Below are 26,055 nucleotides of genomic sequence, written 5' to 3'. Positions count from 1 at the left end.
TAATACATACAACCAACAAATCGAGCACCCAACATGTCCTTCAACAGCATCGCAGACATCATCGAAGACTACCGCCAAGGCAAGATGGTGCTCCTGGTAGACGACGAAGACCGGGAAAACGAAGGCGACCTGCTGCTGCCTGCGGCGTGCTGCAGTGCCGAGGCTATCAGTTTCATGGCCCGTGAAGCCCGTGGTCTGATCTGCCTGACCCTCACCGACGAACACTGCCAGCGCCTGGGCCTTGAGCAGATGGTACCGAGCAATGGCAGCGCGTTCAGCACCGCGTTTACCGTGTCCATCGAAGCGGCCAGCGGTGTGACCACCGGTATCTCTGCCGCCGACCGCGCACGCACGGTGGCGGCAGCCGTGGACGTGAATGCCGGGCCGGCCGATATCGTGCAGCCCGGGCACATCTTTCCGTTGCGCGCCAAAGACGGCGGCGTGCTGACCCGCGCCGGCCACACCGAAGCCGGCTGTGACCTGGCACGCCTGGCCGGGCATACGCCAGCCTCGGTGATCGTCGAAGTGATGAACGACGATGGCACCATGGCCCGCCGACCTGAGCTGGAGATCTTCGCGCGCAAGCACGGGATCAAGATCGGCACTATCGCCGACCTGATTCACTACCGCCTCAGCACCGAACGCACCGTGGCGCGCATTGGCGAACGCGACCTGCCCACGGTGCATGGCACGTTCCGCCTGATCACCTTTGAAGACCGCATCGACGGTGGCGTACACATGGCCATGGTGATGGGCCCGTTGCGCCGCGATGAACCTACGCTGGTGCGCGTGCATGTGATCGACCCGCTGCGTGACCTGGTCGGCGCCGACTACAGCGGTCCGTCCAACTGGACGCTGTGGGCCGCCCTGCAACGCGTCGCGGCCGAAGGTCGTGGCGTGGTGGTGGTGCTGGCCAATCATGAATCGTCCCAGGCGTTGCTGGAGCGCGTACCGCAACTGACCCAGGCGCCGCGCCAGTTCAACCGTTCGCAATCGCGGATTTATTCGGAAGTCGGCACCGGGGCGCAGATATTGCAGGACCTGGGCGTCGGCAAGCTGCGTCACCTCGGCCCGCCCCTGAAATACGCCGGGCTGACTGGCTACGACCTGGAGGTGGTCGAGAGCATTCCCTTCACCGAGTGACGGATAACCGGTAAGGCAAAATGCTTGCACAAAGTTTGGAATACCATAATATGATATTCCATAGACCGAACGCTTTCGCCAAGTGCGCCCGCCAGGGACAGCACCAATAACAGCCCTTGGCACGGTCGCCTTTTGGGCCTCGATTAGAGGCTCCGATGGACCTACTGCTCCCGATAGGCGGGCATTACCAAGCCCGCTCAAAAACACAACAAATGAGGGCGTGAAAATGGTGTTGAACAAACGTGCAACCGCAGTGCTGTTCGCGGGTTTATTGGCTACGGTCACTCACGCGGCCCTGGCGGCTGAAAACGTGAATTTCGTGAGCTGGGGCGGTAGCACCCAGGATGCGCAGAAGCAGGCGTGGGCCGACCCTTTCAGCAAGGCCAGCGGCATCACCGTGGTGCAGGACGGCCCGACCGACTACGGCAAGCTCAAGGCCATGGTCGAAAGCGGCAACGTGCAGTGGGACGTGGTAGACGTCGAGGCCGACTTCGCCTTGCGTGCCGCCGCCGAAGGCCTGCTCGAACCGCTGGACTTCTCGGTGATCCAGCGCGACAAGATCGACCCGCGCTTCGTCTCCGACCATGGCGTCGGTTCGTTCTTCTTCTCCTTCGTGCTCGGCTACAACGAAGGCAAGCTCGGCGCCGCCAAGCCCCAGGATTGGACCGCGCTGTTCGACACCAAGACCTACCCCGGCAAACGCGCCCTCTACAAATGGCCCAGCCCTGGCGTGCTCGAACTGGCCCTGCTCGCCGACGGCGTGCCCGCCGACAAGCTCTACCCCCTGGACCTGGACCGCGCCTTCAAGAAACTCGACACCATCAAAAAAGACATCGTCTGGTGGGGCGGCGGCGCGCAATCGCAGCAACTGCTGGCCTCCGGCGAAGTCAGCATGGGCCAGTTCTGGAACGGTCGCATCCACGCCCTGCAGGAAGATGGCGCACCGGTGGGCGTCAGCTGGAAGCAGAACCTGGTCATGGCCGACATCCTCGTCGTGCCTAAGGGCACCAAAAACAAAGCCGCCGCGATGAAGTTCCTGGCCAGTGCCAGCAGCGCCAAGGGCCAGGCCGATTTCTCCAACCTGACCGCCTATGCACCGGTGAACATCGACAGCGTGCAGCGCCTGGATTCAGTCCTGGCGCCCAACCTGCCGACGGCGTATGCCAAGGACCAGATCACCCTCGATTTCGCCTACTGGGCCAAGAACGGTCCGGCCATTGCGACACGGTGGAATGAATGGCTAGTCAAATGAAAATGACGGCAACCACACCGACCGGGAGCGCCCTCGGCGCTGCCGGCGCGGTTTGCAGCAAAGCCGTATCGCCGCCCCTGGCCCAGCGCTGGCGCGGGGCGGGCAACCTGATCCCGGCCCTGCTGTTCCTCGGCCTGTTCTTCCTCGCACCGCTGATCGGGCTGTTGCTGCGCGGCGTGCTGGAGCCCGTGCCGGGCCTGGGCAACTATGAACAGCTGTTCGCCAACTCGGCCTACGCCCGCGTGCTGCTCAACACCTTTTCGGTGGCGGGCCTGGTGACCCTGTTCAGCCTGTTGCTGGGCTTCCCGCTGGCCTGGGCGATTACCCTGGTGCCACGCGGCTGGGGCCGCTGGATGCTGAATATCGTGCTGCTGTCGATGTGGACCAGCCTGCTGGCCCGCACCTATTCCTGGCTGGTGCTGCTGCAAGCCTCGGGGGTGATCAACAAGGCGCTGCTGGCCATGGGCATCATCGATGTGCCCCTGGAGATGGTGCACAACCTGACGGGCGTGGTGATCGGCATGAGCTACATCATGATCCCGTTCATCGTGCTGCCGTTGCAGGCGACCATGCAGGCCATCGACCCGATGATCCTGCAGGCTGGCTCCATCTGTGGCGCGAGCCCGTGGACCAACTTCTTCCGGGTGTTCCTGCCGCTGTGCCGGCCGGGGTTGTTTTCCGGCGGGTTGATGGTGTTCGTGATGTCCCTCGGTTACTACGTCACCCCGGCGCTGCTCGGCGGTGCGCAGAACATGATGCTGCCCGAGTTCATCATCCAGCAGGTGCAGTCGTTCCTCAATTGGGGCCTGGCCAGTGCCGGCGCCGCGTTGCTGATCTTCATCACGCTGGTGCTGTTCTACTTCTACCTGAAGCTTCAGCCGGAATCCCCGGTTGGCGCCAGCCATGCGAGGTAAGCCGTCATGCTGCTGACTCCGAATGCCATGAGCCGCAGGATGCGTCTGGGCCTCTACGCCACCACCGGTTTGATTGGGCTGTTCCTGCTGCTGCCGATCGTGTTTATCGTGCTGCTGTCGTTCGGCTCGTCGCAATGGCTGGTGTTCCCGCCACCGGGCTGGACGCTGAAATGGTACGGCCAGTTCTTCTCCAACGCCGACTGGATGAACGCGGCGCTGGCCAGCCTCAAGGTCGCCGTGCTGACCACGGTGTTCGCCGTGGCGCTGGGCCTGCCCAGCGCATTTGCCCTGGTGCGCGGGCGCTTCCCCGGCCGCGAACTGCTCTATGGCCTGTTCACACTGCCGATGATCGTGCCACTGGTGATCATCGCCGTGGCGGTGTACGCGCTGTTCCTCAAGCTCGGCTACACCGGCACGATGTTCGCCTTTGTGGTCAGCCACGTGATTGTCGCGTTGCCGTTCACCATCATCTCGATCATCAACTCGCTGAAACTGTTCGATCAGTCGATTGAAGACGCCGCGGTGATCTGCGGCGCGTCGCGCCTGCAGGCGGTGTTCAAGGTGACCTTCCCGGCGATTCGCCCGGGGATGGTGGCCGGTGCGCTGTTCGCCTTTCTCGTGTCATGGGACGAAGTGGTGCTCAGCGTGATGATGGCCAGCCCGACCCTGCAAACCCTTCCCGTGAAAATGTGGACCACCCTGCGTCAGGACCTGACACCCGTGATCGCCGTCGCCTCGACGCTGCTGATCGGCCTCTCGGTGCTGGTCATGGTCATCGCCGCCGCCGTTCGCCGGCGCACAGAAACCCGCGCTTGAGCGCCCAGGAGCAGAACATGAGTGCAGTGATCCAAGATGCCGCGCAGAACCCTGGCCAACCCCTGGTCAGCCTGCGCAACCTGAACAAGTTCTATGGCGAATTCGCCGCCGTGGACAACATCTCGCTGGACATCAAGGACGGCGAGTTCCTCACCTTCCTCGGCTCCAGCGGCTCGGGCAAAAGCACCACCCTGTCGATGCTCGCCGGCTTTGAAACGCCGAGCAGCGGCGAGATCCTGGTGAGCGGCCAATCGCTGGTCAACGTACCGCCGCACAAGCGCGACATCGGCATGGTGTTCCAACGCTACTCGCTGTTCCCGCACCTGTCGGTACGCGACAACATCGCCTTCCCCCTGGCGATCCGCAAACTGGCCAGTGCCGAGCGCGAGAAGCGCGTCGACGCCATGCTCAAGCTGGTGCAACTGGAACAGTTCGCCCATCGCCGCCCGTCGCAACTGTCTGGCGGCCAGCAACAGCGCGTCGCCATCGCCCGGGCGCTGGTGTATGAGCCGCGTATCCTGCTGATGGACGAACCGCTCGGCGCCCTCGACAAGAAGCTGCGTGAAGACTTGCAGGACGAGCTGCGCCAGTTGCATCGGCGCCTGGGCATCACCATCGTCTACGTGACCCACGACCAGGAAGAAGCCATGCGCCTGTCCCAGCGCATCGCGATTTTCAGCCACGGCAAGATCGTCGGCCTGGGCAGCGGTTTCGACCTGTACCAGAACCCGCCGAATGCGTTTGTCGCCTCATTCCTGGGCAACTCCAACTTCCTCAAGCTCAAGGCCCAGGGCAACGCGGCGGCGTCGTTCGAAGGCCAATCCCTGTCGATCCGCCTGACCGGCGGCCTGCGCAGCGAGCAGGACGTGCTGCTGATGGTGCGCCCGGAAAAAGCCCTCGCGCTGAGCGTCGAACAGGCCGCCGGGCAACCATTGACCGCAGGCTGGAACGAAGTGTCGGCCATCGTCGGCGAAGTGCTGTTCCTCGGTGAAAGCCAGACCTGCAGCGTGAAAACCCTGGGCGGCACCTCGATGACGGTCAAGGCATTGTCCGCCGCCGGCATGCCGCTCAAGGCCGGCGACCCGGTGCGCGTGCGCTGGGCCACGGCGGATGCCTGTGTGTACACCGAATGGGCCGAAAGCGATCTGAACAAAGCCGCCGGCGCCCATTAAGCCAAACAAAAAACTGAACCATCCCCTGTAGGAGCTGGCTTGCCAGCGAAAAAACCACAGCCACCGCAGGCATCCAGGCTTCCCCCGTCATCGTTAACGACCATCGCCGGCAAGCCGGCTCCTACAGGGTTATGCCCCATGGTAGGAGCTGGCTTGCCAGCGAAAAACCCACAGCCACCGCGGGCATCCAGGCGTCCCGCGTCATCGTTAACGACCATCGCCGGCAAGCCGGCTCCTACAGGGTTATGCCCCCACGGTAGGAGCTGGCTTGCCAGCGAAAAACCCACAGCCACCGCGGGCATCCAGGCTTCCCGCGTCATCGTTGACGACCATCGCCGGCAAGCCGGCTCCTACAGGGTTATGCCCCATGGTAGGAGCTGGCTTGCCAGCGAAAAACCCACAGCCACCGCGGGCGTCCAGGCTTCCCGCGTCATCGTTAACGACCCTCGCCGGCAAGCCGGCTCCTACAGGGTTATGCCCCCACGGTAGGAGCTGGCTTGCCAGCGAAAAAACCACAGCCGCCGCGGGCATCCAGGCGTCCCGCGTCATCGTTAACGACCATCGCCGGCAAGCCGCCTCCTACAGGGTTATGCCCCATGGTAGGAGCTGGCTTGCCAGCGAAAAACCCACAGCCACCGCGGGCATCCAGGCTTGCCGCGTCATCGTTGACGACCATCGCTGGCAAGCCGGCTCCTACAGGGTTATGCCCCCACGGTAGGAGCTGGCTTGCCAGCGAAAAACCCACAGCCGCCGCGGGCATCCAGGCTTGCCGCGTCATCGTTGACGACCATCGCTGGCAAGCCGGCTCCTACAGGGTTATGCCCCATGGTAGGAGCTGGCTTGCCAGCGAAAAAACCACAGCCGACGCGGGCATCCAGGCTTCCCGCGTCATCGTTGACGACCATCGCCGGCAAGCCGGCTCCTACAGAACTCTGCGCTCGAAAATCGCGCCCTCGATGCCCAGCACCTCGCAGGTATCGGCATAGATCCCCACGCCCTTCTCCCATACGTGTTTGATCGACTGGTCGGCGCAACGAATCTGGTAATTGAGTTCGAACGGTTCCTGGCGCGACAACGCATATTGCACCTCGCGCCATACGTAGTCGGCATCCTCGGCGAGGATCAGGCTGTTGTAGGTGAACTCATGGTTGTCCACCAACCGCTCGGCGGGGTAGCCGGTCAATTGCAGGCAGCCGGCACTGACGAATTCCATGGTCCAGTCGCGGTTGTTACGGCCGCGATAGATCAGCCCAGGCATGCTGTCGAGCAAGCTCATGCTGCTGCGTTGGCTGGCCTGCAGGGCGATTTCGCGGCGCTTGTGCGCGGTGATATCTCCGGCCACCAGGTAGAAGCCCTGCGGGCCGCGCTTGAGACTGACCTCGAACCAGCGCAGCTCGCCGCACGGATGCACGAAGCGCAGGCGTTGGTTGAACGAGGTCTCGGGACGCCGGCGCAGCTCATGCAAGGCCTGGCGCCACAGCGGGCGGTCTTCCTGGTGGACGTAGTCGACGACGTTGCGTTCCGCGCCCGGCGCGCCCATCAACTCGGCCCAGGCCAGGTTGAAGTGAGCGATCTGGCCGTTGTCGCGCAGGTGCAGCAAGGCGGCGGGAAAACAATCCATCAGGTGCGCGGGCGATGTCTGCACCCAAGCGTCAGAGCTTTCCCTCATCTAGTGACGCTCCTCGTGTTTGAGCAAGGCGCCGCTGTGCACCCGGGCCGCCAGCTCCAGGCGCGAATGCAGGTTGAGTTTCTGCAACAGGCTGCGCACATAGATTTTCACCGTGCCGTCGCTGATCCCCAGCTCCCTGCCGATCTGTTTATTGCTCATGCCGGCGGCGATCAGCGCCAGGGTCTGGCCTTCGCGTTCGGTGAGGTTTTCACCGCCCGGCGTCTCACCGTGTGGCCTGGGCTCGGCCGGGTCGGCGAGCAAGGCGATCAGGGTTGAGTCGAGCATGATCGCGCCCTTGTGGCAGTTGCGCATATACGCCAGCAACGCCTCGGGCTCGGTTTCCTTGAGCACATAACCGCTGGCGCCCAGGCGCAGGGCGCTGAGCAGTTCGGCGCGGTCCATCGAAGCGGTGAGCACCACCACCTGGCAGTCCAGGCGCAATTGGCGCAGTTCGTCCAGCACCTGCAGGCCGCTGAGGCCAGGCATGTGCAGGTCCAGCAACACCTGCTGCGGCGTCAGGCTCACGGCCAGGTTGATGCCCTCCCGGCCACTGGCCGCCTGCCCCACCACTTCAAAGTCGTCGCTGGCATCGAACAGTTGCGCCAGGCCTTTGCGAAACAGTGGGTGATCATCGATCAGTAATAAGGTCGTGCAGTCCATCGAGACTCCCGTGTGGCAGGTCGTGGTGGCGGCGCAGGCCAAGATGCACGCGCACGCCGTGCGGGCGGATCGCTTCAATGCTCAGCCGCGCGCCGATGCTGGCGGCGCGCTCGCGGATAATCGCCAGGCCGAAATGGTTATGCTCATCGCAAGCCGGGCTCAAGCCGATGCCATCGTCCTCCACCGACACCGAGGCATCGCCGTCCTGGGTCTGGCGCAGTTCGATACGCACATGCCGCGCGTGGGAATGGCGCACCGCATTGGCCAGGGCCTCGCGAACGATCTGCAGGATCTGCAATTCGGTTTCCGGGCTCAGGGCATCGTCGGCCAGGCGGTTATCCAACTCGAACACGATGATGCAACGCCGCGAAAACTCCGCGACGGAGTCGGCCAGGGCCTGGCGCAGCGAGCGTCCGTCCATGGTCAGGCGTGCGCTGGTGATCAGCTCGCGCACCTGGCGTTGCAACTGGCTGAGGCCGGCGCACAGGTCCTGCAGGGCAGGCGCGCCCAGCTGTGACTGCAAGCCGTGGGCCTGGAACGCCAGGTAACCCAACTGTTGCGCCACCGAATCGTGCAGCTCACGGGCCAGCGCGCCGTGGCGCGACGTTGCCTGTCTGCGCTGCTGCTCACGGTTGTCGCTGCGCAGACGCACGCTGACCGCCACGGCCTGCGCTGCTTCCTCCAGCAACTGGCGCCAACTGGCACCGGCCCGTCTGGGGGTGTCGAGCAGTAACGCGCCTTTTTCACCCTCGGGCAAGGCGCACACCAATCGGTGTACCCCGCGCTGCCGGCAAGGGCCGCAGGCCTGGGGCGTGTCCATCGCACTCGCGTCGCGCCAGGGGCAGCGCGCCACGTTCTGGCAGCCCTCGATCAAACCACGTCGCGTCGGGCCCAGGTCTTCGCCGCCCAGGATCAGGTTGAGCCTGGCGGCGGGCAGCAGTGCGTCGAAACGGTCCAGAAAACCCGACAAGGCACCGTCAGCGTGCAGGGGCAACCCGGCCAACAGCCTGCGCACGCTGCGCGCCTGTTCGGGGCGCACAGGCCCCAACCAGAGCGGCCAGCTCTTCGGTCGCGTTCGCACTCTTCGATAACTCCCCGTCCGGTTGCTGAGCATTAGTGCAAGACCAGCAACTTCCATGCCCCGAACGCCAGTGCGGCAAGGCTTATCTCCAAAGGCATAGCCCTTTTTCCAGATTGAGAAGATTTTCCTCATAGGAAAGTATCTCTCCCAACAGGAAACAAAACGCACCTTGGAGAGCCCGCATGACGCACACCCACAACCGCCCCATCGTGGTGATGCAATCGGCAACCGCCGGCATGGCGGTTGCCGCCGACCTGCACAAGCCTTTGCTGCTGAGCGGCGAACAACCCGACTTCAGCCGGCGTTTACAACAGGCATTGGCCAGCGCAACCGTGGGTTGTCGGCTCTACCTGTTGGGCGATGAGGCCTTTGTCTGGCGCATTCACGCCGAGGCCCGCGCCGCCGGCCTGGAAGACGACGAGATCAGCGTGACCTGCACGATGCCCGGCCTGCGCCAGGTGTATTGCGCCCATTGCGGGCTGACCCAGACCGCAGGCCCAGAGCCGGTGTTGAACTGCATCGGCTGCAACGTCGGGCTGGAAGTGCGCGCACACTTTTCCCGGCGCCTGGGGGCTTACCTCGGCGTGTGCATCAACCCCGACCAGCCCTACGCGGGGTTCCAGCCATGAGCGCCGCCCTCAAGGTTCAGGTCAGTGCGGCCAGAATGCTCACCCCCGTGGTGCGCGAGTTCACCCTGACTGCCTGCGACGGTGCCCTGCCCGCTTTCTCGCCCGGCAGCCACGTCCAGGTACATCTGCCGCTGGCCGAGGGCACGGTGCGTAATGCCTACTCGTTGACCAGCGACCCGGCGCACACGCGCCACTACCGCATCGCCGTGCGCCTGCAGGACGCGTCTCGCGGCGGTTCGCAGTACTTGCATCGCCAGGTGCAGGTCGGCGACACCTTGCGGATTTCGCCGCCGGCCAATCTGTTCGCGCCCCATGGCACCGCACGCCGGCACATCCTGATCGCCGCCGGCATCGGTATCACGCCGTTCATGGCCTATATCGCCACGATGGAACAACAGCAGGCCGACTTCGAACTGCATTACCTGTTCCGGCCAGGCCTCAGCGATGCCTACCTCGATGAATTGCAACAGCGCCTCGGCCCGCGCCTGCACGCCTACGACCGCCGCCCGGACCTGAGCCGCATCCTCGCCAACCGGCCGCTGGGCAGCCACGTCTACACCTGTGGCCCGCAACCCTTGATCGAGGCGGTCGAGCAACACGCCGATCGCCTCGGTTGGCCGCGCAATCGGCTGCATGCCGAGGCGTTCAAAGGCGCGCAACCGGGCCAGCCGTTCGACCTGCAACTGCTGCGCAGTGGCCGCACCCTGCGCGTGGAGGCCGAGCAGAGCCTGCTCGAAGCCTTGGAGCACGCGGGGTTGCAGGTGCCCAACCTGTGCCGTGGCGGGGTCTGCGGCCAGTGCATCACGCGCCATCAAGGCGGTGCCATCGAACACCGCGACAGTTTCCTCAGCCCGGCCGAGCAGGCCGAATTTCTGATGCCCTGCGTCTCACGCGGCAGCGGCCCCTGCGTTTCGCTGGACCTATAGGAGTGAGTGCCATGCCCCTGCAATCGAGCCCTGTGCTGAGCTATCGCGACGATTTCAGCTTTCGCAACAGCCCGGCGGCGATCCGTCGCTTCCCGTTCCCGTTTATCGAGGACAGCTACCTGTACTCGGTGAACATCGAACCAGCCACCTCCCGCGACCCGGGTTCCGTCTACGAGCACGCCTTCGACATCGACGAGCACTACCGCTCGGAAATGGCCGAACGTGCCCTGATCCTGGACAACGACCCGCGCCGCTACCTGGTGATGCCGCACATGCAAGCGGCGGCCTGGGATGCGCTGCAAATGCTCATGGAAAACCTCGCCGTCGACTACCCGCAGTGGTTCAGCCTGGCGCGTGACGGCGACCGCTGGCACTGGCGCAACCACCTGCTGCGGATCGATCAACCGTTCATCTTCGGCGATGCCGCCAGCCTGCCCTGCGCACCGCTGGAATACATCGGCCGCCAGGTACAAGGGGATTTCGCCCTGCTCGACCAGCGCGACGGCGACCTGTACATGGACGCCGGCCTGGTCACCAGCCCGGCCGACTGGTCACTGGCGTTCGATGCCGGGATGAGTTTCAAACAGTGGCATGCACCGGTGCCCATGGCCCACCAGATGGGCGTGTTCGAGCGCGCGCTGAAGTACCTGCTCAACCTGCAGGCCGGCCAGCCGGTCCGGCGCCTGAACTGGACCCTGACCATCAACCCGCGCCTGGATTCGTCGCCGGAAACCTTCCATCAATGGGGCGCCGACCGCGGCCGGATCACCGCGCAGAACGTCGGGCAACAGGTGCATCTGCGGGTCGAACTGCAAGTGATGGCGCGCCTGCCGCGCAGCAACGCAGTGATGTTCAGCATTCGCACCTACCTGATCAGCCTGGACGAACTGGTCAGCCACCCCGGCTGGGGCTGCCGCCTGCACCGCGTGCTGCGCGACCTGCCCGATGCCATCGCCGACTACAAGGGCATGACCCGCTATCGACAAACCCTGGTCGAGTGGCTGCGCCAGTTCGATCCACTCGCCTGAACCTTTTCCCGGTGCTCTTTTTCACAGCAAGGAATCTCACATGACCCACTCCTGGCGTATTTCTGCATTGGCCGAGCGGCACCGCGCGCTCGGCTCGAACCTCGAAGACTGGAACGGCATGGGCACCGCCTGGACCTACAGCAGCGCGCTGGCCGACCACCACGAAGCGATCCGCACCCGCGCCGGCCTGATGGATGTATCGGGCCTGAAAAAAGTCCACTACGTCGGCCCGCACGCCGAAAGCCTGTTGCAGTGGGCCACCACCCGCGACATCGCCAAGCTCTATCCCGGCAAATCGGTGTATGCGTCGATGCTCGACGAGGACGGCAAATTCGTCGATGACTGCATCGTCTACCGCACCGGGCCCAATGCGTTCATGGTCGTGCATGGCGCCGGCACCGGGCATGAAATGCTGGTGCGCTCGGCTCAGGGCCGGCAAGTGGCGGTGCTGTTCGACGACGACCTGCACGACCTGTCGCTACAAGGCCCGCTGGCGGTGGATTTTCTCGCCGAGCACGTGCCTGGCATCCGCCAGCTGCCGTACTTCCATCACCTGCAAACGCGCCTGTTCGAGCGCCCGGTGATGATCTCCCGCACCGGCTACACCGGCGAGCGCGGCTACGAGATTTTCTGCAAGGCCGCGGACGCCCCGTTCCTGTGGGACAGCATCCTCGAACAGGGCGCGAGCCTGGGAATCATTCCCTGCGCCTTCACCGCCCTGGACTGGCTGCGAGTGGAAAGCTCGCTGATGTTTTTCCCCTACGACAACTCGCAGATGTACCCCTTCGCCGACCAGAAGGCCGGCGACACCCTGTGGGAGATGGGCCTGGACTTCACGGTTTCGCCCGGCAAACAAGCGTTCCGAGGCGCCGAGGAACACCTGCGCCTGCGCGGCCAGGAGCGCTTCAAGATCACCGGCGTGCTGCTCGACGGCGTGCGTCCGGCCGAGGCTGGCGACACCTTGTGGCAGGGCAACCAGCAAGTCGGCGTGATCACCTGCGGCATGTATTCGCGCCTGAGCAAACGCTCGATGGCCATCGCGCGCATGAGCGTCGCCTGCGCCGTACCCGGCATCGCGTTGCAGGTGCGCGGCAGCTTCGAAGGCGCCGCCACCACCCACGCCCTGCCCTTCGACGACCCGCAAAAAACCAAGCGCACGGCCAAGGGCTGAGCCTTCCTTCACCGCATTCAGGAGCCTTCGATGGACGCCTCAAGCGAACATTACATTCTCAAGATCACCTGCCCGGCGGCGTCCGGGATCGTCGCCGCGATCAGCGCCTGCCTGGCCCGGCAGCAGTGCTACATCAGCGAGTTGGCGCAATTCGACGACGAGTTCACCGGGCAGTTTTTCATGCGCGCGGTGTTCCGTTTCAACAAGGGCGTCAGCGGTGATATCGGCGACCTGCGCAAAGGCCTGGGCGAGCTCGCCGGCGGCTTCGACATGCAGTGGCAGTTGTTCAGCTCACGCCAGCCGACCCGCGTGCTGCTGATGGTCAGCAAGTTCGACCATTGCCTCACCGACCTGCTCTACCGCCACCGCAAAGGTGAAATGGACATGACCATCACCGCCGTGGTCTCCAACCACCTGGACCTGCGGGCGATGGCCGAGCGTGAGGGCATCCGCTTCATCTACCTGCCCATCACCAAGGACACCAAGGCCGGCCAGGAAGCCGAACTGATGCGTATCGTCGAAGACACCCAGACCGATCTGGTAGTGCTCGCGCGCTACATGCAGATCCTGTCCGACGGCCTGTGCCAGCAACTGTCGGGGCGGGCGATCAACATCCACCACTCGTTCCTGCCCGGTTTCAAGGGCGCCAAGCCGTATCACCAGGCCTATGACCGGGGGGTGAAGCTGATCGGCGCCACCGCCCACTACGTCACCAGCGACCTCGACGAGGGCCCGATCATCGAGCAGGAAATCCAGCGCGTCGACCATACGCACTTGCCCGATTCACTGGTCGCCATCGGCCGCGACACCGAAACCGTCGCCCTTTCCAAAGCCCTGAAATACCACCTGGAACACCGGGTGTTCATCAACCACGACAAGACAGTGATCTTTCGCTGAAACCCTTCAGGAGGCACGCTCATGACTCTACGTGTAGCAATCATCGGCGCCGGCCCATGCGGCCTGGCACAACTTCGCGCCTTCCAGTCGGCCCGCGACAAGGGCGCCGCCATTCCCGAACTGGTGTGCTTCGAGAAACAGCAGGACTGGGGCGGCATGTGGAACTACACCTGGCGCACCGGCCTGGACGAAAACGGCGAGCCGGTGCATGGCAGCATGTACCGCTACCTGTGGTCCAACGGCCCCAAGGAATGCCTGGAGTTCGCCGACTACACCTTCGAAGAACATTTCGGCCGGCCCATCGCCTCCTATCCGCCCCGCGAAGTGTTGTGGGACTACATCAAGGGCCGCGTGGAAAAGGCCGGCGTGCGCGACTACATCCGCTTCAACAATGTGGTGCGCCAGGTCACCTTCGACGAACAGACCCAGCGCTTCACCGTGTACGCCCACGACTACACCCACGACACCTTGACCTGTGAAGAATTCGACTACGTGATCAACGCCTGCGGCCACTTCTCCACGCCCAAGGTGCCGCACTTCGAAGGCTTCGAGCAGTTCGCCGGGCGCATCCTGCATGCCCATGACTTTCGCGAGGCGCTGGAATTCAAGGACAAGGACCTGCTGATCATCGGCAGCAGCTATTCGGCCGAGGACATCGGCTCGCAATGCTACAAATATGGCGCGCGCAGCATCACCAGTTGCTACCGCACCACGCCCATGGGCTATGCGTGGCCGGACAACTGGGAAGAAAAACCGCTGCTGCAGCGCCTGGAAAACAACCGTGCGTTCTTTGCCGATGGCAGCAGCAAGCACATCGACGCGGTGATCCTGTGTACCGGCTACAAGCACCACTTCCCGTTCCTGCCGGATGAGCTGAGCCTCAGGACCGACAACCGCCTGTGGCCGATGAACCTCTACAAGGGCGTGTTCTGGGAACCCAACCCGCGGCTGATCTACCTCGGCATGCAGGACCAGTGGTACTCGTTCAACATGTTCGACGCCCAGGCCTGGTATGCCCGCGATGTGATCCTGGGGCGTATCCCATTGCCCAGCCAGGCCGCGATGATCGCCGACAGCCAACAATGGCAGGCACGGGAACTGACCCTGGAAACCAACCAGCAGATGTTCGAGTTCCAGGGCGCCTACATCCAGCACCTGGTGGACGCCACCGACTACCCGGATTTCGACATCGCCGCCGTCAACGAGACCTTTCTGCACTGGAAGCACGACAAGGCCGAAAACATCATGGGCTATCGCGACAAGTCCTACCGCTCGCTGATGACCGGCACCCAGTCGCCGCCGCACCACACCCCGTGGCTGCTGGCCCTGGACGACTCGATGGCGGCGTACCTGGGCGAGCCCGTGACGCCCATCAAATCAGTCGGCTGAGCGGGTGCCCACGATGAATGCTCCGCGTGTTTCCCACCCGCGAGAACCCGGGCTGTTTGCCCGGGCGCCGAACCTCGAACGCTACCGCGTGGCCGTCGGCGGTGTGACCCTGGTCGACCTGCAGCCCGGCGACGGCCTGCAGGTGATCGACCTCGAAGGCCGGCAAATCTGCGAACTGCTGGCCCTCGACGCCAGCGGCCGCAGCGCCCTGGCGAGCTGGGGGCTGAGCGGCTCGAGCGCCTGCCGCGTGCCACCGCGTGTCGGCCAGGCGCTCAAGCGGCGCGGCATCGACGCGCAGGCATTGCCCCTGGCCGCCGCGCTGTGGGACGACGCCAGCCCGCCCGGTCACACTCGGCAGTTTGTCGCCCATGACCGCCTGCTGGTGATCGCCGCCGCTCCCGCCGGGCCCACCGCCGTCGACCGGCAATACCGGCCCAGCGAACTGCGCCTGCTGGTGACACGGGCCAACCCGTCGCCCCTGCTGGTGCCTGCCCTGCCCGAGCCATTGGGCGAGGTGCTGGACGAGTTCACCGTGCGCGCGGGCACGGCCCACGGCTACACCGTCGCCAAGGGCCAGTACGTGCAGGTGCTGGATGTCGCCGGCCGCCAGTGTTCGGACTTCGTCGCCCTCGACCGCCGCGCCCTGGATCGCGGCGTGGAGCTGGACCTCGACCAGACCGTGACGCGCACGCTGAACGGCAGCGCCTACCCGGCGCCGGGGCTGTTCTCGAAGTTTTTCGACCGCCGGATGCAGCCGATGCTGGAGGTGGTGCAGGACACCGTCGGGCGCCACGACGCCTTCGCCCTGGCCTGCGCGGCGCGCTACTACGAATCCCATGGCTATTTCGGGCACGACAACTGCAGCGACAACCTCAGCCGCGTACTCGCGCCCTACGGCGTGCAAGCGCGCAACGGCTGGCCGGCGATCAATTTCTTCTTCAACACCGGCATTGATGCACACCAGCAGATGACCCTGGATGAGCCGTGGTCGCGGCCCGGCGACTACGTACTACTGCGGGCCATGACCGAGCTGGTGTGCGGCAGTACCTCGTGCCCGGATGACATCGACCCGGCCAATGGCTGGAACCCGACCGATATCCATGTCCGTATCTACCGCGAGAAGGAGCGTTTTTCCATCGCCATGAGCACTCGAACCACGGCCGATGCCGACCCGATACTGACCCGTGAGACCGCGTTCCACTCACGCACCAGCGCCCTCACCGGCAGCTTCATCGACTACCGCAACTGGTGGCTGCCGTTGCGCTACGACGGTTATGGCGCCACCGAGGAATACCTCGGCTGCCGCGAACGCGTGGCCGTGATGGACCTGACCGCCCTGCGCAAATTCGAGATCATCGGCCCCGACGCCGAAGCCCTGTTGCAATACTGCCTGACCCGCGACGTGCGGCGCCTGGCGGTGGGCCAAGTGGTCTATTCGGCAATGTGCCACGAACACGGCGGCATGCTCGACGACGGCACCCTGCTGCGCCTGGGCCCGGACAACTTCCGCTGGATCTGCGGCGAAGACTACGCCGGTGTGTGGCTGCGCGAGCAGGCCCACAAACTGGGGATGAAGGTGTGGGTCAAGTCCGCCAGCGAGCAGATTCACAACCTGGCGGTGCAAGGGCCGCTCAGCCGCGAGCTGCTCAAGCAGATGGTCTGGACGCCGCCCACCCAACCGAGCGTGGACAGCCTCGGCTGGTTCCGCTTCCTGGTCGGCCGGCTGGACGGTTTCGAGGGCTGCCCGTTGATGATTTCGCGCACCGGCTACACCGGCGAACTGGGCTTTGAGGTGTGGTGCCAGCCCGAAGACGCCGAACGGGTGTGGGACCGCATCTGGCAACTCGGCCAACCCTTGGGCCTGGTGCCCCTCGGCCTGGAAGCGCTGGACCTGTTGCGCATCGAAGCCGGGCTGATTTTTGCCGGCTACGAGTTCAGCGACCAGACCGACCCGTTCGAGGCCGGCATCGGCTTCAGCGTGCCACTCAAGAGCAAGACCGATGACTTTATCGGCCGCGACGCCCTGTTGCGGCGCAGCGCCCATCCCAGCCACAAGCTGGTCGGTCTGCACCTCGGCGGCAACGAGGCGGCCCACCACGGCGACCCGGTGTACCACGGCCGCGCCCAGGTCGGCGTCATCACCAGCGCCTGCCGCTCACCGTTGCTGGCCAGCAATATCGCGCTGTGCCGGGTCGACGTGAGCTGCGCCGAGCCCGGCACCCTGCTTGAGATTGGCAAAGTCGATGGCCTACAGAAGCGCATCAGCGCCACGGTCAGCGCAGCGATTTTCTATGACCCGGACAAGAGCCGCGTGCGTAGCTGATCGTCCCGATACCGATGTGTGCCACCCCACTTTGACTGCCCACTTTGATTGCCCTTCTTAACCGCTACTCAGACATGGGAATACGAAGATGGAAGCGACGACGTTCGAGGCTGTACCGCAGGCTGCCAGCTCAGTGGGCAGCCTGCACCGCAAGATCGATTGGCGCGGTGCATTCTGGGTCGCCAGTGGCGTGCCCGCGCTGGTGCTGTTCTCCATCGGCGCGATTGCCGCCACGGTGGGCAAACCGGCCTGGATCGTGTGGATCGTGTCGATCCTGTTCGGGTTTATCCAGGCCTTCACCTATGCCGAGATCGCCGGGCTGTTCCCGCACAAGTCCGGCGGCGCCTCGGTGTACGGCGCGGTGGCCTGGGTGCGCTACAGCAAGTTGATCGCGCCGGTGTCGGTGTGGTGCAACTGGCTGGCCTGGTCGCCGGTGCTGTCCATCGGTTCGGGGCTGGCGGCGGGGTATATCCTCACCGCGCTGTTTCCCGCCGATGCGCTGATCAACACCTGGCAACTGACCCTGCTTGACCTGGGTTGGGTCAAGAGCGGCCTGTCGTTGCGCATCAACGCGACGTTCGCCATTGGCCTGTTGATTCTGCTCACGGTGTTTGCCGTGCAGCATGGCGGCATCCTGCGCTCGGCGCGCCTGACGCTGGTGCTCGGGGTCACCTCGCTGATCCCGCTGTTGCTGGTGGGCGTGGTGCCGTTGTTCACCGGGGACGCGACCCAGGCCAACTTCCTGCCGCTGTACCCGCTGGCCCATGACGCGGCCGGGCAAGTCATCGACGGCCCGTGGGATATGTCCGGCTGGTCGCTGATGGCCGGCGGGCTGTTCATGGCCGCGTGGTCCACCTACGGGTTCGAAACGGCGGTGTGCTACACCCGCGAGTTCAAGGACCCCAAGCGTGACACCTTCAAGGCGATCTTCTACGCCGGCCTGCTGTGCATCCTGGTGTTCACCCTGGTGCCGCTGGCGTTTCAAGGCAGCCTGGGGCTGGGCCAACTGGTGACCCCGGCGGTGCTCGACGCCAGCGGCGCGGTAGTGACTCCGGCGGTGTACAGCGGCCTGCTGTCGCCGGCGATCTACAGCGGCATGGGCGTTGGTCAGGTGATGGCCGACAGCATCGGCGGCGGCAAGGTGGTCGCCAATATCGTGCTGATCATGCTGGTGCTCGCCACGTTGCTGGCGATCATGACCTCGATGTCCGGCTCGTCGCGCACCCTGTATCAGGCGTCGGTGGACGGCTGGCTGCCCAAATACCTGGGGCGCACCAACGAACACGGTGCGCCCACGGCGGCGATGTGGACCGACCTGTCGTTCAACCTGCTGTTGTTGCTGATGTCGGACTATGTGTTCGTGCTGGCGGCGTCCAACGTCAGCTACATCATTTTCAACTTCCTCAACCTCAACGCCGGCTGGATCCACCGCCTCGACCGCCCCGACTGGGTGCGCCCGTACAAAGCCCCCACCGTGCTGCTGGCGGCCGGCGGCGTGCTGAGCTTCGTCAACCTGGCGTGCATGGGCCTGGGTGCGGATATCTGGGGCGCAGGCACGCTGGTCACCGGCTTGCTGCTGGCGCTGTTGATCCTGCCGGTGTTCTGCTACCGCCACTATGTGCAGGACAAAGGTCGCTTCCCCGCGGCCATGCTCAGTGACTTGTATATCCAGGCCGATGACGGCCAACGCCGCGCCGGCTGGCTGCCCTACGCCACACTGATCGCCGGTGTGCTGGTGGTGTATGCCTGCCATCAACTGGTAGCCTGAATGCCCTGGGCTGCCTATTGCTGAGGGATTTATCCCTCAGCGCCCCTATTTCTCCAGACAACGGTGACGCTTTTGACCAGCACTCTCCCTTCCCTTGCCCGCGATATCGACGGCAAGGCCATTTCTGCCCAGGTTCTCGACGAGGTTCGCGAAGAGGTCCTGCTGCTTGCCGCGCAAAAAATCTTCCCGGCCCTGGCTGTCGTGCTGGTGGGCGACGATCCGGCCAGCGAAGTGTATGTGCGCAACAAACTGCTGCGGGCCAAGGAAGTCGGGATTCGCTCCCTTGAATACCGGCTGCCGGATGACGCCAGCCAGGCGCAAGTGCTCGACCTGCTGGCCCAGTTGAACGCCGACCCTTCGGTCAATGGCGTGCTGGTGCAGTTGCCGTTGCCGGCGCATATCGACGAGGCGGCCGTGATCCATGCGATTGACCCGATCAAGGACGTGGACGGTTTCCACCGTGAGAACGTCGGCGGCCTGGTGCAAGGCATCGAGGTGCTCACGCCTTGCACGCCCAGCGGCTGCATGCGCCTGCTGCATGAAACCTGCGGCGATTTGAGTGGCTTGCACGCGGTGGTGATTGGCCGCTCGAACATCGTCGGCAAACCGATGGCGACCCTGCTGTTGCAGGCCAACTGCTCGGTCACCGTGGTGCATTCGCGCAGCGTCGATGCTCAGGCATTGTGCCGCTTGGCCGATATCGTCGTCGCTGCGGTCGGTCGGCCGCAGTTGATCGATGCCAGCTGGCTCAAGCCTGGCGCGGTGGTGATCGATGTGGGGATCAACCGCATCAGCACCGAGACCGGTACGCGGTTGGTGGGCGATGTGGACTACGCCAGCGCACGCACCGTGGCCAGCGCGATTACGCCGGTGCCGGGTGGTGTGGGGCCGATGACGATTGCCTACCTACTGAAAAACACCCTGGTGGCGAGCCAGTTGCAGCGCAAAGCCCTGCCCCGAGCGCTGGCGCTGCACCTGTAGGAGCGAGCTTGCTCGCGAAAAACGCCCAGGCAACGCGGCCATCCAGGATGCCCGCGTTATCGTTAACGACCTTCGCGAGCAAGCTCGCTCCTACAGGGTTCTCAGGGGTTGTAGGCGGCCAGGTCCCGACTCATGGGCTCGCAGGCTGAAAAACACCCTGGTGGCGAGCCAGTTGCAACGCAAAGCCCTGCCCCGAGCGCAGGCGCTGTACCTGTAGGAGCGAGCTTGCTCGCGAAAAACGCCCAGGCAACGCGGTCATCCAGGATGCCCGCGTTATCGTTAACGACCTTCGCGAGCAAGCTCGCTCCTACAGGGGGCCGTTAGTGGTTGTAGGCGCGCTCGTTGTGCTCGGCCAGGTCCAGGCCCATCTCTTCCACCGACTCATGGGCACGCAGGCCGACCAGGGCATTGACCACCTTGAGGATGATCCAACTGACCACGAAGCAGTACACCGTGGTCAGCAACACCCCCTTGATCTGGGCGACGACTTGGCCGCCCATGGTCACGCCTTCCACCAGGCCGCCCATGGACGGCACGCAGAACACCCCGGTGAGCACCGCGCCGATCATGCCGCCGATGCCGTGCAAGCCGAATACGTCGAGGCTGTCGTCGTAGCCGAAGCGCCGCTTCAACACCGTCACGCTCAAGTAGCAGAACACCCCGCACAGCAAGCCGATGGCCAACGCGCCGCCGACGCCGACATAGGCGCACGCCGGGGTGATCCCCACCAGACCGGCCAATGCACCGCTGGCCAGGCCCAGGGCGCTGGGTTTGCCGACCTTGAACCACTCGGTGAACATCCAGCCGAGAATCCCCGCACACGCGCCCAGTTGGGTGTTGAGCATGACAATCCCCGAGGTGCCGTTGAGGCCGCCGCCGGAGCCGATATTGAAGCCGAACCAGCCGACCCAGAGCATCGCCGCACCGGCCATGGTCAGGCTCAGGTTATGCGCGGGCATCGGCGTGTTCTGGTAGCCCTTGCGCTTGCCGAGGATCAGGCATGCGGCGAGCGCGGCCACACCTGCGTTGATGTGTACGGCGGTGCCGCCGGCAAAGTCGAGCACGCCCCAGTTATGCATCAAGGCCCCCGAACCGCCCCAGACCATATGCGCCACCGGTGCATACACCAGGGTGAACCAGATGGCCATGAACAGCAGCGCCGCCGAGAACTTCATGCGTTCGGCGAAGGCGCCAGCGATCAGCGCCGGGGTGATGATTGCGAAGGTCATCTGGAAGGTCACGAACACGCCTTCCGGAATATCCCCCACCAAGCTCTCGGGGGTCATCCCCGCCAGGAACGCGCGGCTCAGGCCGCCGACAAAACTGTTGAAGGTCACCTGCCCTTCGACCATGCCCGTGGTGTCCACCACCATGCTGTAGCCGTAGATCACCCACAGCACGCCCACCAGCCCGGCGACGCCAAAACACTGGGTGAACAGCGAGAGCATGTTTTTCGCCCGGACCAGCCCGCCGTAGAACAGCGCGAGCCCCGGCAGGCACATGAACAGCACCAGCACCGCGGCGGTGACCATCCAGGCGGTGCTGCCGGTGTTCAAGGTGGGCGCATCGGCGGCCTGCGCCAAGGGGGCGAAGGCACAGGCGGCCAATAAGCCGAAGAGGGATTTGCCGAGAAGACGATTGATCATGTTCAAAGCTCCTGCAAAAGATAGGGGAGATGCATGTAGGAGCGAGGGGGACGCCTAGTTCTTGCTCGCGAAAAACGTCCAGGCAACGCGGTCATCCAGGATGCCCGCGTTATCGTTAACGACCTTCGCGAGCAGGCTCGCTCCTACAGGGGTGGAACGCCGTAGCAGCCGGCAAGCCGGCTCGTCACTCAGTAACCGGAACCCGGTATCCAACGGGTCCCCGCCAACGGCACCCGGGCCATGGCGGCCGACTCCACCGTCAGCGCCACCAGGTCCTCGGGGTCGAGGTTGTGCAGGTGCGACTTGCCGCACGCACGGGCCATGGTCTGGGCCTCCAACACCATCACCCGCAGGTAGTTGGCCAAACGACGCCCGCCTTCCACCGGGTCCAGGCGTTTCGACAGCTCCGGGTCCTGGGTGGTGATGCCGGCCGGGTCGCGGCCGTTCTGCCAGTCGTCGTAGAAGCCGGCGGCCGAGCCGATCTTTTTCAGTTCCGCGTCCAGCCGTGGGTGGTTGTCGCCCAGGGCAATCAGCGCCGCCGTGCCGATGGCCACCGCATCCGCGCCCATCGCCATGGCCTTGGCCACATCGGCGCCGTTGCGAATCCCGCCCGACACAATCAACTGGACCTTGCGGTGCATGCCCATCTCTTGCAAAGCCTGTACCGCTTGCGGGATCGCCGACAAAATCGGGATGCCGACGTGTTCGATAAACACTTCCTGGGTCGCCGCGGTGCCACCCTGCATGCCGTCGAGCACGATCACATCGGCACCGGCCTTGACCGCCAGCTTCACGTCGTAATACGGCCGGCTGGCGCCGATTTTCACGTAGATCGGTTTTTCCCAATCGGTGATTTCGCGCAACTCGGCAATCTTGATCGCCAAGTCGTCCGGACCGGTCCAGTCCGGGTGGCGGCAGGCGCTGCGCTGGTCCACGCCGATCGGCAAGGTACGCATGCCGGCCACGCGTTCGGTGACCTTCATGCCCAGCAACATGCCGCCACCGCCGGGCTTGGCGCCCTGGCCGAGGACGATCTCGATGGCGTCGGCCTTGCGCAGGTCATCGGGGTTCATGCCGTAGCGCGACGGCAGGTACTGGTACACCAGGTGCCGGGACTGGCCGCGCTCTTCCGGGGTCATGCCGCCGTCACCGGTGGTGGTGCTGGTGCCGGCGATGCTCGCGCCACGGCCCAGGGCTTCCTTGGCGTTGGCCGACAACGCACCGAAACTCATGCCGGCGATGGTCACCGGGATCTTCAGGTGGATCGGCTTCTTGGCGAAGCGGTTGCCGAGGATCACATCGGTGCCGCACTTCTCGCGATAGCCTTCCAGCGGGTAACGCGACACGCTGGCGCCCAGCAGCAGCAAGTCATCGAAGTGCGGCAACTTGCGCTTGGTACCGCCGCCGCGAATGTCGTAGATGCCGGTTTCGGCGGCACGCTGGATTTCCTGGATGGTCAGGCGGTCGAAGGTGGCCGACTCGCGCAACACTGGAGGGTTTTTTTCACTCATGGTGTAGCTCCTGGTTCAGTACGCGGAGGCGTTATCGACTTTGAAGTTGTACAGCTGGCGGGCCGAGCCGTAGCGCTTGAAATCCGCCGCGCGGTGGGCGAAACCGGCGCGATCGAGCAGCTCCTGCAGCTCTTGCAGGTGCTCGCTGCGCATCTCTTTTTCGACGCAATCGGAGCCCAGCGACTCGACCGTGCCCTTCACGTAGATGTGGGTCTCGTACAGCGAATCGCCCAGCGCATCGCCGGCATCGCCGCAGACGACCAGACGCCCGGCCTGGCCCATGAAGCAGCTCATGTGGCCGATGCTGCCGCCGACCACGATGTCGATGCCTTTCATGGAAATCCCGCAACGCGCCCCCGCGTCGCCTTCGATCACCAGCAAGCCGCCATGGGCCGTGGCCCCGGCCGCCTGGGACGCGCTGCCTTTGACGCGCACCGAACCGGACATCATGTTCTCGGCGCAGCCCACGCCGACGTTACCGTGTACGGTGATCGACGCCTGTTGGTTCATGCCCGCGCAGTAGTAGCCGGCGTGGCCTTCGATATCGATGGACACCGCCTGATTCACCCCCACCGCAAGGTTGTGCTTGCCGTTGGAGTGGGTGACGCGCCACTCGTTGTCGATGGCCTGGGCGTGCAGCGCCTGGTTGAGGTCACGCACGGTGGCGGTGGAAAGGTCGATGGTTTTCATGTGTGCGCTCCTTAAGCTGACTGGCGTTCCCAGATGTACAAAGTGGCCGGTGCGGGCTCCCAGATGCGGGCATTCTCGATGCCTGGCAGGCTCGACAGCGCCTGGTACTCGGAGGCCATGGCGACGTAGTCGTCGGTCTCGGCGAGGATCGCCGGCTTGCACGCGATCGGATCGCGGATCACCGCAAAACCGTTGCGCGTGCCGATGGCGAAGGTGAAGAAGCCGTCGAGGTCTTCCAGGGCGTGGTCCAGCGCGTCTTTGAGCGAGTCGCCCTGTTGCAGGCGCCAGGTCAGGTAGCCGGCGGCGACTTCGGTGTCGTTGTCGGTTTCGAAATGGATGCCTTCGCGCTTGAGTTCCTGGCGCAGGCGGAAGTGGTTCGACAGCGAACCGTTATGCACCAGGCACAGGTCGGCACCGGTGGAAAACGGGTGGCTGCCTTCCATGGTCACCGCGCTTTCGGTGGCCATGCGGGTGTGGCCGATGATGTGGCTGCCCTGCATGCTCGCCAGGCCGAAGCGCTGGGAAATCTCCTGGGGCAGGCCCATGCCCTTGAGGATCTCGATGCTCTGCCCGGCGCTCATGACCCGCACGCTCGGCGCCAGTTCGGCCAGGGCCAGGCGTACCGGGGCTTCGTCGGCGTGGACCTTCAACACGGCGGCGCTGGCGTTCTGAAACCAGTCCAGCGAACAGCCCAGGCGCCCTTCCAGCTCGCCCATCAGGGCTTTCCAGTCGAAGGCCTCGGTGGTCGCTTGCAGGGTCAGCTTGACCCAGCCATCGGCGACTTCATCACCGTAGATGGCAAAGCCCGCACTGTCCGGGCCACGGTCGGTCATGGCCTGCAACATCGGTTCAAACAGCTGGCCGAGTTGGGGTTCCAGCCGGGGGTTTTTCAGGTACAGACCTACGATTCCACACATATCAAGTCTCCGTCACACGGTGTCAGAAAAATTCGGTATAGCGCTGGACTTCCCAGTCGCTCACATGGCGGCTGTATTCCACCCACTCCATGCGCTTGAGTTTGATGAACTCACCCACGATCTGCGGGCCGAGCACCTCGGCGAACAGCGGGTCGGCTTCCAGCGCGTCGCAGGCTTCCTTGAGGGATTGCGGCAAGGTCTTGATGCCGCGCTCGGCGATCTGTTCCAGGCTCAGGCTGTAGAGGTTTTCATTGCAGACGTGGTCGATTTCCAACTGGCGATCGATACCGTCCAGACCCGCCGCGATGATTGCGGCGCTGACCAGGTAAGGGTTGCAGCCGGCATCCGGCAGGCGGAACTCCAGGCGGCCGTAAGGCACGCGCACCATGGCCGAACGGTTGTTGGCGCCAAACGCGATAAAGGCCGGGGCCCAGGTGGCGCCGGACAGCGAGTGGCCCACCACCAGGCGCTTGTAGGAGTTGACGGTGGGCGCGGCGAACGCACACAGCGCCGGGCCATGGGCGAGCAGGCCGGCGGCGAAGTGATAGGCCAGCTTCGACAGGCCCATGCCGCTCGGGTCGCTGGCGTCGTGGAACAGGTTCTTGTTCTCGGCGCTGCTGATCGACAGATGAAAGTGCATGCCGTTGCCGGCGCGTTTCGGGTCGGGCTTGGGCATGAAGGAACAGATCATGCCCAGGTCATTGGCGATCTCGCCGGCAGCCATGCGGAAGAAGGTGAAACGGTCGGCCGAGGTCAGGGCGTCGCTGTAGGTGTAGTTGATCTCGAACTGGCCGTTGGCGTCTTCGTGGTCGATCTGATAGACCTCGAAATCCACCGCCTGCAAGGCTTCGGTCAGGCGTTCCAGGAATACCCGCGAGCGCGACAGGCCCTTGTAGTCGTAGCAGGGCTTGTCGAGGTTGTCGCTGGGGTCGACCAGTTGCAGCTTGCCCTGCTCGTCGCGGCGCATCAGGTTGAATTCGGGTTCCAGGCCGGTGTTCAGCGTCCAGCCCTTGTCCTGCAGGCGCTGCACCTGCTGCTGCAGCACGTAGCGGCTATCAAAGGGATGGGGCTTGCCGTCGACATGCCCGACGCACACCACGCGCCCGTAACCCGGCTGCCAGGGCACCGGGGTCAGCGTGGACAGGTCACCCCGCGCCATGAAGTCCGGGCCGTGGGGTTCCATGCCCATGCCGCTGATGGCAAACCCGGCAAACCCGGCGCCCTCTTCGGCCACCGTCTTGAGCCCGCAAATCGGCACCGACTTGGTCTTGGCCGCACCGTGTATATCCACAAACTGCGCAAGCACGTACTTGATGCCGTACTTGTCGATGATGCGCTGGGTTTCTGCTGGCAACATTGCGTGTCACTCCTCGCGAAAGGCAAAACCGTGTGGGTGGGCCTGGACTGTCTTTTTATTCCTAAAAAGAAAGTTAGTTTCTCCACAGGAATGCAATACCCTTGCCAGATTCGCG

At 64.4% G+C, this 26,055-nt stretch carries 24 protein-coding genes; 14 read left to right on the top strand and 10 right to left on the bottom strand.

Going from position 1 to position 26,055, the window contains the following annotated elements:
• The first annotated feature begins 33 nt into the window (after nucleotides 1-33).
• The 5 genes from ribBA (at nucleotide 34) to JN756_RS12720 (ending at nucleotide 5,297) form a co-directional block, all read left to right on the top strand.
• Nucleotides 34-1,143: a bifunctional 3,4-dihydroxy-2-butanone-4-phosphate synthase/GTP cyclohydrolase II gene (ribBA, locus tag JN756_RS12740; protein WP_079443541.1), complete on the top strand. Its 1,110-nt coding sequence runs from the start codon at nucleotides 34-36 to the stop codon at nucleotides 1,141-1,143.
• 226 nt (nucleotides 1,144-1,369) lie between these two features.
• On the top strand, nucleotides 1,370-2,395 hold the full coding sequence (locus JN756_RS12735; RefSeq protein WP_201022144.1) for an ABC transporter substrate-binding protein: 1,026 nt from the start codon (nucleotides 1,370-1,372) through the stop codon (nucleotides 2,393-2,395).
• Nucleotides 2,392-3,309: an ABC transporter permease gene (locus tag JN756_RS12730; RefSeq protein WP_046383897.1), complete on the top strand. Its 918-nt coding sequence runs from the start codon at nucleotides 2,392-2,394 to the stop codon at nucleotides 3,307-3,309. Before JN756_RS12735 ends, JN756_RS12730 begins: the two co-directional genes overlap by 4 nt.
• Nucleotides 3,310-3,315: 6 nt before the next feature.
• Complete coding sequence (locus tag JN756_RS12725; RefSeq protein ID WP_046383898.1) at nucleotides 3,316-4,125, top strand: ABC transporter permease; 810 nt, start codon at nucleotides 3,316-3,318, stop codon at nucleotides 4,123-4,125.
• 17 nt (nucleotides 4,126-4,142) lie between these two features.
• Nucleotides 4,143-5,297, top strand: a complete 1,155-nt coding sequence (locus JN756_RS12720; protein WP_057006017.1) for an ABC transporter ATP-binding protein — start codon at nucleotides 4,143-4,145, stop codon at nucleotides 5,295-5,297.
• Nucleotides 5,298-5,769: 472 nt separating this feature from the next.
• Here JN756_RS12720 and JN756_RS12715 read toward each other — a convergent pair whose 3' ends face one another.
• Genes JN756_RS12715 through JN756_RS12695 form a run of 5 tightly spaced genes read right to left on the bottom strand, consistent with a single transcriptional unit; the run spans nucleotide 5,770 to nucleotide 8,707 of the window.
• On the bottom strand, nucleotides 5,770-5,982 hold the full coding sequence (locus JN756_RS12715; protein WP_502941139.1) for a hypothetical protein: 213 nt from the start codon (nucleotides 5,980-5,982) through the stop codon (nucleotides 5,770-5,772).
• A gap of 16 nt (nucleotides 5,983-5,998) precedes the next feature.
• The gene (locus JN756_RS12710; protein WP_502941138.1) at nucleotides 5,999-6,211 is read right to left on the bottom strand and encodes a hypothetical protein; all 213 of its coding nucleotides are present in this window, start codon (nucleotides 6,209-6,211) and stop codon (nucleotides 5,999-6,001) included.
• Between the two features lie 8 nt (nucleotides 6,212-6,219).
• Nucleotides 6,220-6,966 carry a PAS domain-containing protein gene (locus tag JN756_RS12705; protein WP_057006014.1) on the bottom strand — a complete coding sequence of 249 codons (747 nt, stop codon included), beginning with the start codon at nucleotides 6,964-6,966 and terminating at the stop codon, nucleotides 6,220-6,222.
• Complete coding sequence (locus tag JN756_RS12700) at nucleotides 6,967-7,626, bottom strand: response regulator (protein WP_046383903.1); 660 nt, start codon at nucleotides 7,624-7,626, stop codon at nucleotides 6,967-6,969.
• A complete protein-coding gene (locus tag JN756_RS12695) occupies nucleotides 7,595-8,707 on the bottom strand; it encodes a sensor histidine kinase (protein WP_232591586.1) in 1,113 nt (370 codons plus the stop codon). The genes JN756_RS12700 and JN756_RS12695 overlap by 32 nt, the downstream gene beginning before the upstream one ends.
• 182 nt (nucleotides 8,708-8,889) lie before the next feature.
• Here JN756_RS12695 and JN756_RS12690 point away from each other — a divergent pair, with 182 nt between their 5' ends.
• The 9 genes from JN756_RS12690 (at nucleotide 8,890) to folD (ending at nucleotide 19,819) form a co-directional block, all read left to right on the top strand.
• Nucleotides 8,890-9,336, top strand: coding sequence for a dimethylamine monooxygenase subunit DmmA family protein (locus JN756_RS12690; RefSeq protein ID WP_046383904.1), 447 nt, complete (start codon nucleotides 8,890-8,892; stop codon nucleotides 9,334-9,336).
• Nucleotides 9,333-10,262: a PDR/VanB family oxidoreductase gene (locus JN756_RS12685; RefSeq protein WP_046383905.1), complete on the top strand. Its 930-nt coding sequence runs from the start codon at nucleotides 9,333-9,335 to the stop codon at nucleotides 10,260-10,262. Before JN756_RS12690 ends, JN756_RS12685 begins: the two co-directional genes overlap by 4 nt.
• A gap of 11 nt (nucleotides 10,263-10,273) precedes the next feature.
• Nucleotides 10,274-11,290 carry a heme-dependent oxidative N-demethylase family protein gene (locus JN756_RS12680; RefSeq protein WP_201022143.1) on the top strand — a complete coding sequence of 339 codons (1,017 nt, stop codon included), beginning with the start codon at nucleotides 10,274-10,276 and terminating at the stop codon, nucleotides 11,288-11,290.
• Between the two features lie 40 nt (nucleotides 11,291-11,330).
• Nucleotides 11,331-12,461 carry an aminomethyl transferase family protein gene (locus tag JN756_RS12675; RefSeq protein ID WP_177031830.1) on the top strand — a complete coding sequence of 377 codons (1,131 nt, stop codon included), beginning with the start codon at nucleotides 11,331-11,333 and terminating at the stop codon, nucleotides 12,459-12,461.
• A gap of 30 nt (nucleotides 12,462-12,491) precedes the next feature.
• Complete coding sequence (gene purU / locus JN756_RS12670; RefSeq protein WP_046383908.1) at nucleotides 12,492-13,358, top strand: formyltetrahydrofolate deformylase; 867 nt, start codon at nucleotides 12,492-12,494, stop codon at nucleotides 13,356-13,358.
• Nucleotides 13,359-13,379: 21 nt separating this feature from the next.
• Nucleotides 13,380-14,747 (top strand): trimethylamine monooxygenase, encoded by a 1,368-nt coding sequence (locus tag JN756_RS12665; protein WP_201022142.1) that lies wholly within the window; start codon nucleotides 13,380-13,382, stop codon nucleotides 14,745-14,747.
• 13 nt (nucleotides 14,748-14,760) lie between these two features.
• Nucleotides 14,761-17,070, top strand: a complete 2,310-nt coding sequence (locus JN756_RS12660) for a trimethylamine N-oxide demethylase (protein ID WP_201022141.1) — start codon at nucleotides 14,761-14,763, stop codon at nucleotides 17,068-17,070.
• Between the two features lie 88 nt (nucleotides 17,071-17,158).
• Entirely contained in the window at nucleotides 17,159-18,838 is a 1,680-nt protein-coding gene (locus tag JN756_RS12655; protein WP_046383910.1) for an APC family permease, read from the top strand.
• 63 nt (nucleotides 18,839-18,901) lie between these two features.
• Nucleotides 18,902-19,819: a bifunctional methylenetetrahydrofolate dehydrogenase/methenyltetrahydrofolate cyclohydrolase FolD gene (gene folD / locus JN756_RS12650; protein WP_201022140.1), complete on the top strand. Its 918-nt coding sequence runs from the start codon at nucleotides 18,902-18,904 to the stop codon at nucleotides 19,817-19,819.
• 320 nt (nucleotides 19,820-20,139) lie between these two features.
• Here the strand turns inward: folD and JN756_RS12645 are convergent, their stop codons facing one another.
• The 5 genes from JN756_RS12645 to glnT all read right to left on the bottom strand — a co-directional run bounded on the left by JN756_RS12645 (nucleotide 20,140) and on the right by glnT (nucleotide 25,940).
• Nucleotides 20,140-21,465, bottom strand: coding sequence for an ammonium transporter (locus JN756_RS12645; protein ID WP_046383912.1), 1,326 nt, complete (start codon nucleotides 21,463-21,465; stop codon nucleotides 20,140-20,142).
• 188 nt (nucleotides 21,466-21,653) lie between these two features.
• Nucleotides 21,654-22,976: an FMN-binding glutamate synthase family protein gene (locus JN756_RS12640; protein ID WP_201022139.1), complete on the bottom strand. Its 1,323-nt coding sequence runs from the start codon at nucleotides 22,974-22,976 to the stop codon at nucleotides 21,654-21,656.
• Nucleotides 22,977-22,991: 15 nt separating this feature from the next.
• The gene (locus JN756_RS12635; RefSeq protein WP_046383914.1) at nucleotides 22,992-23,666 is read right to left on the bottom strand and encodes a GltB/FmdC/FwdC-like GXGXG domain-containing protein; all 675 of its coding nucleotides are present in this window, start codon (nucleotides 23,664-23,666) and stop codon (nucleotides 22,992-22,994) included.
• 11 nt (nucleotides 23,667-23,677) lie between these two features.
• Nucleotides 23,678-24,583 carry a class II glutamine amidotransferase gene (locus JN756_RS12630; RefSeq protein ID WP_046383915.1) on the bottom strand — a complete coding sequence of 302 codons (906 nt, stop codon included), beginning with the start codon at nucleotides 24,581-24,583 and terminating at the stop codon, nucleotides 23,678-23,680.
• Between the two features lie 22 nt (nucleotides 24,584-24,605).
• A complete protein-coding gene (glnT, locus tag JN756_RS12625) occupies nucleotides 24,606-25,940 on the bottom strand; it encodes a type III glutamate--ammonia ligase (protein WP_057005902.1) in 1,335 nt (444 codons plus the stop codon).
• Nucleotides 25,941-26,055: the final 115 nt, after the last annotated feature.

The organism is Pseudomonas sp. Y39-6, assembly GCF_023651955.1.
GTDB lineage: Bacteria > Pseudomonadota > Gammaproteobacteria > Pseudomonadales > Pseudomonadaceae > Aquipseudomonas > Aquipseudomonas veronii.
This window is presented reverse-complemented; position numbering and strand designations above follow the sequence as displayed.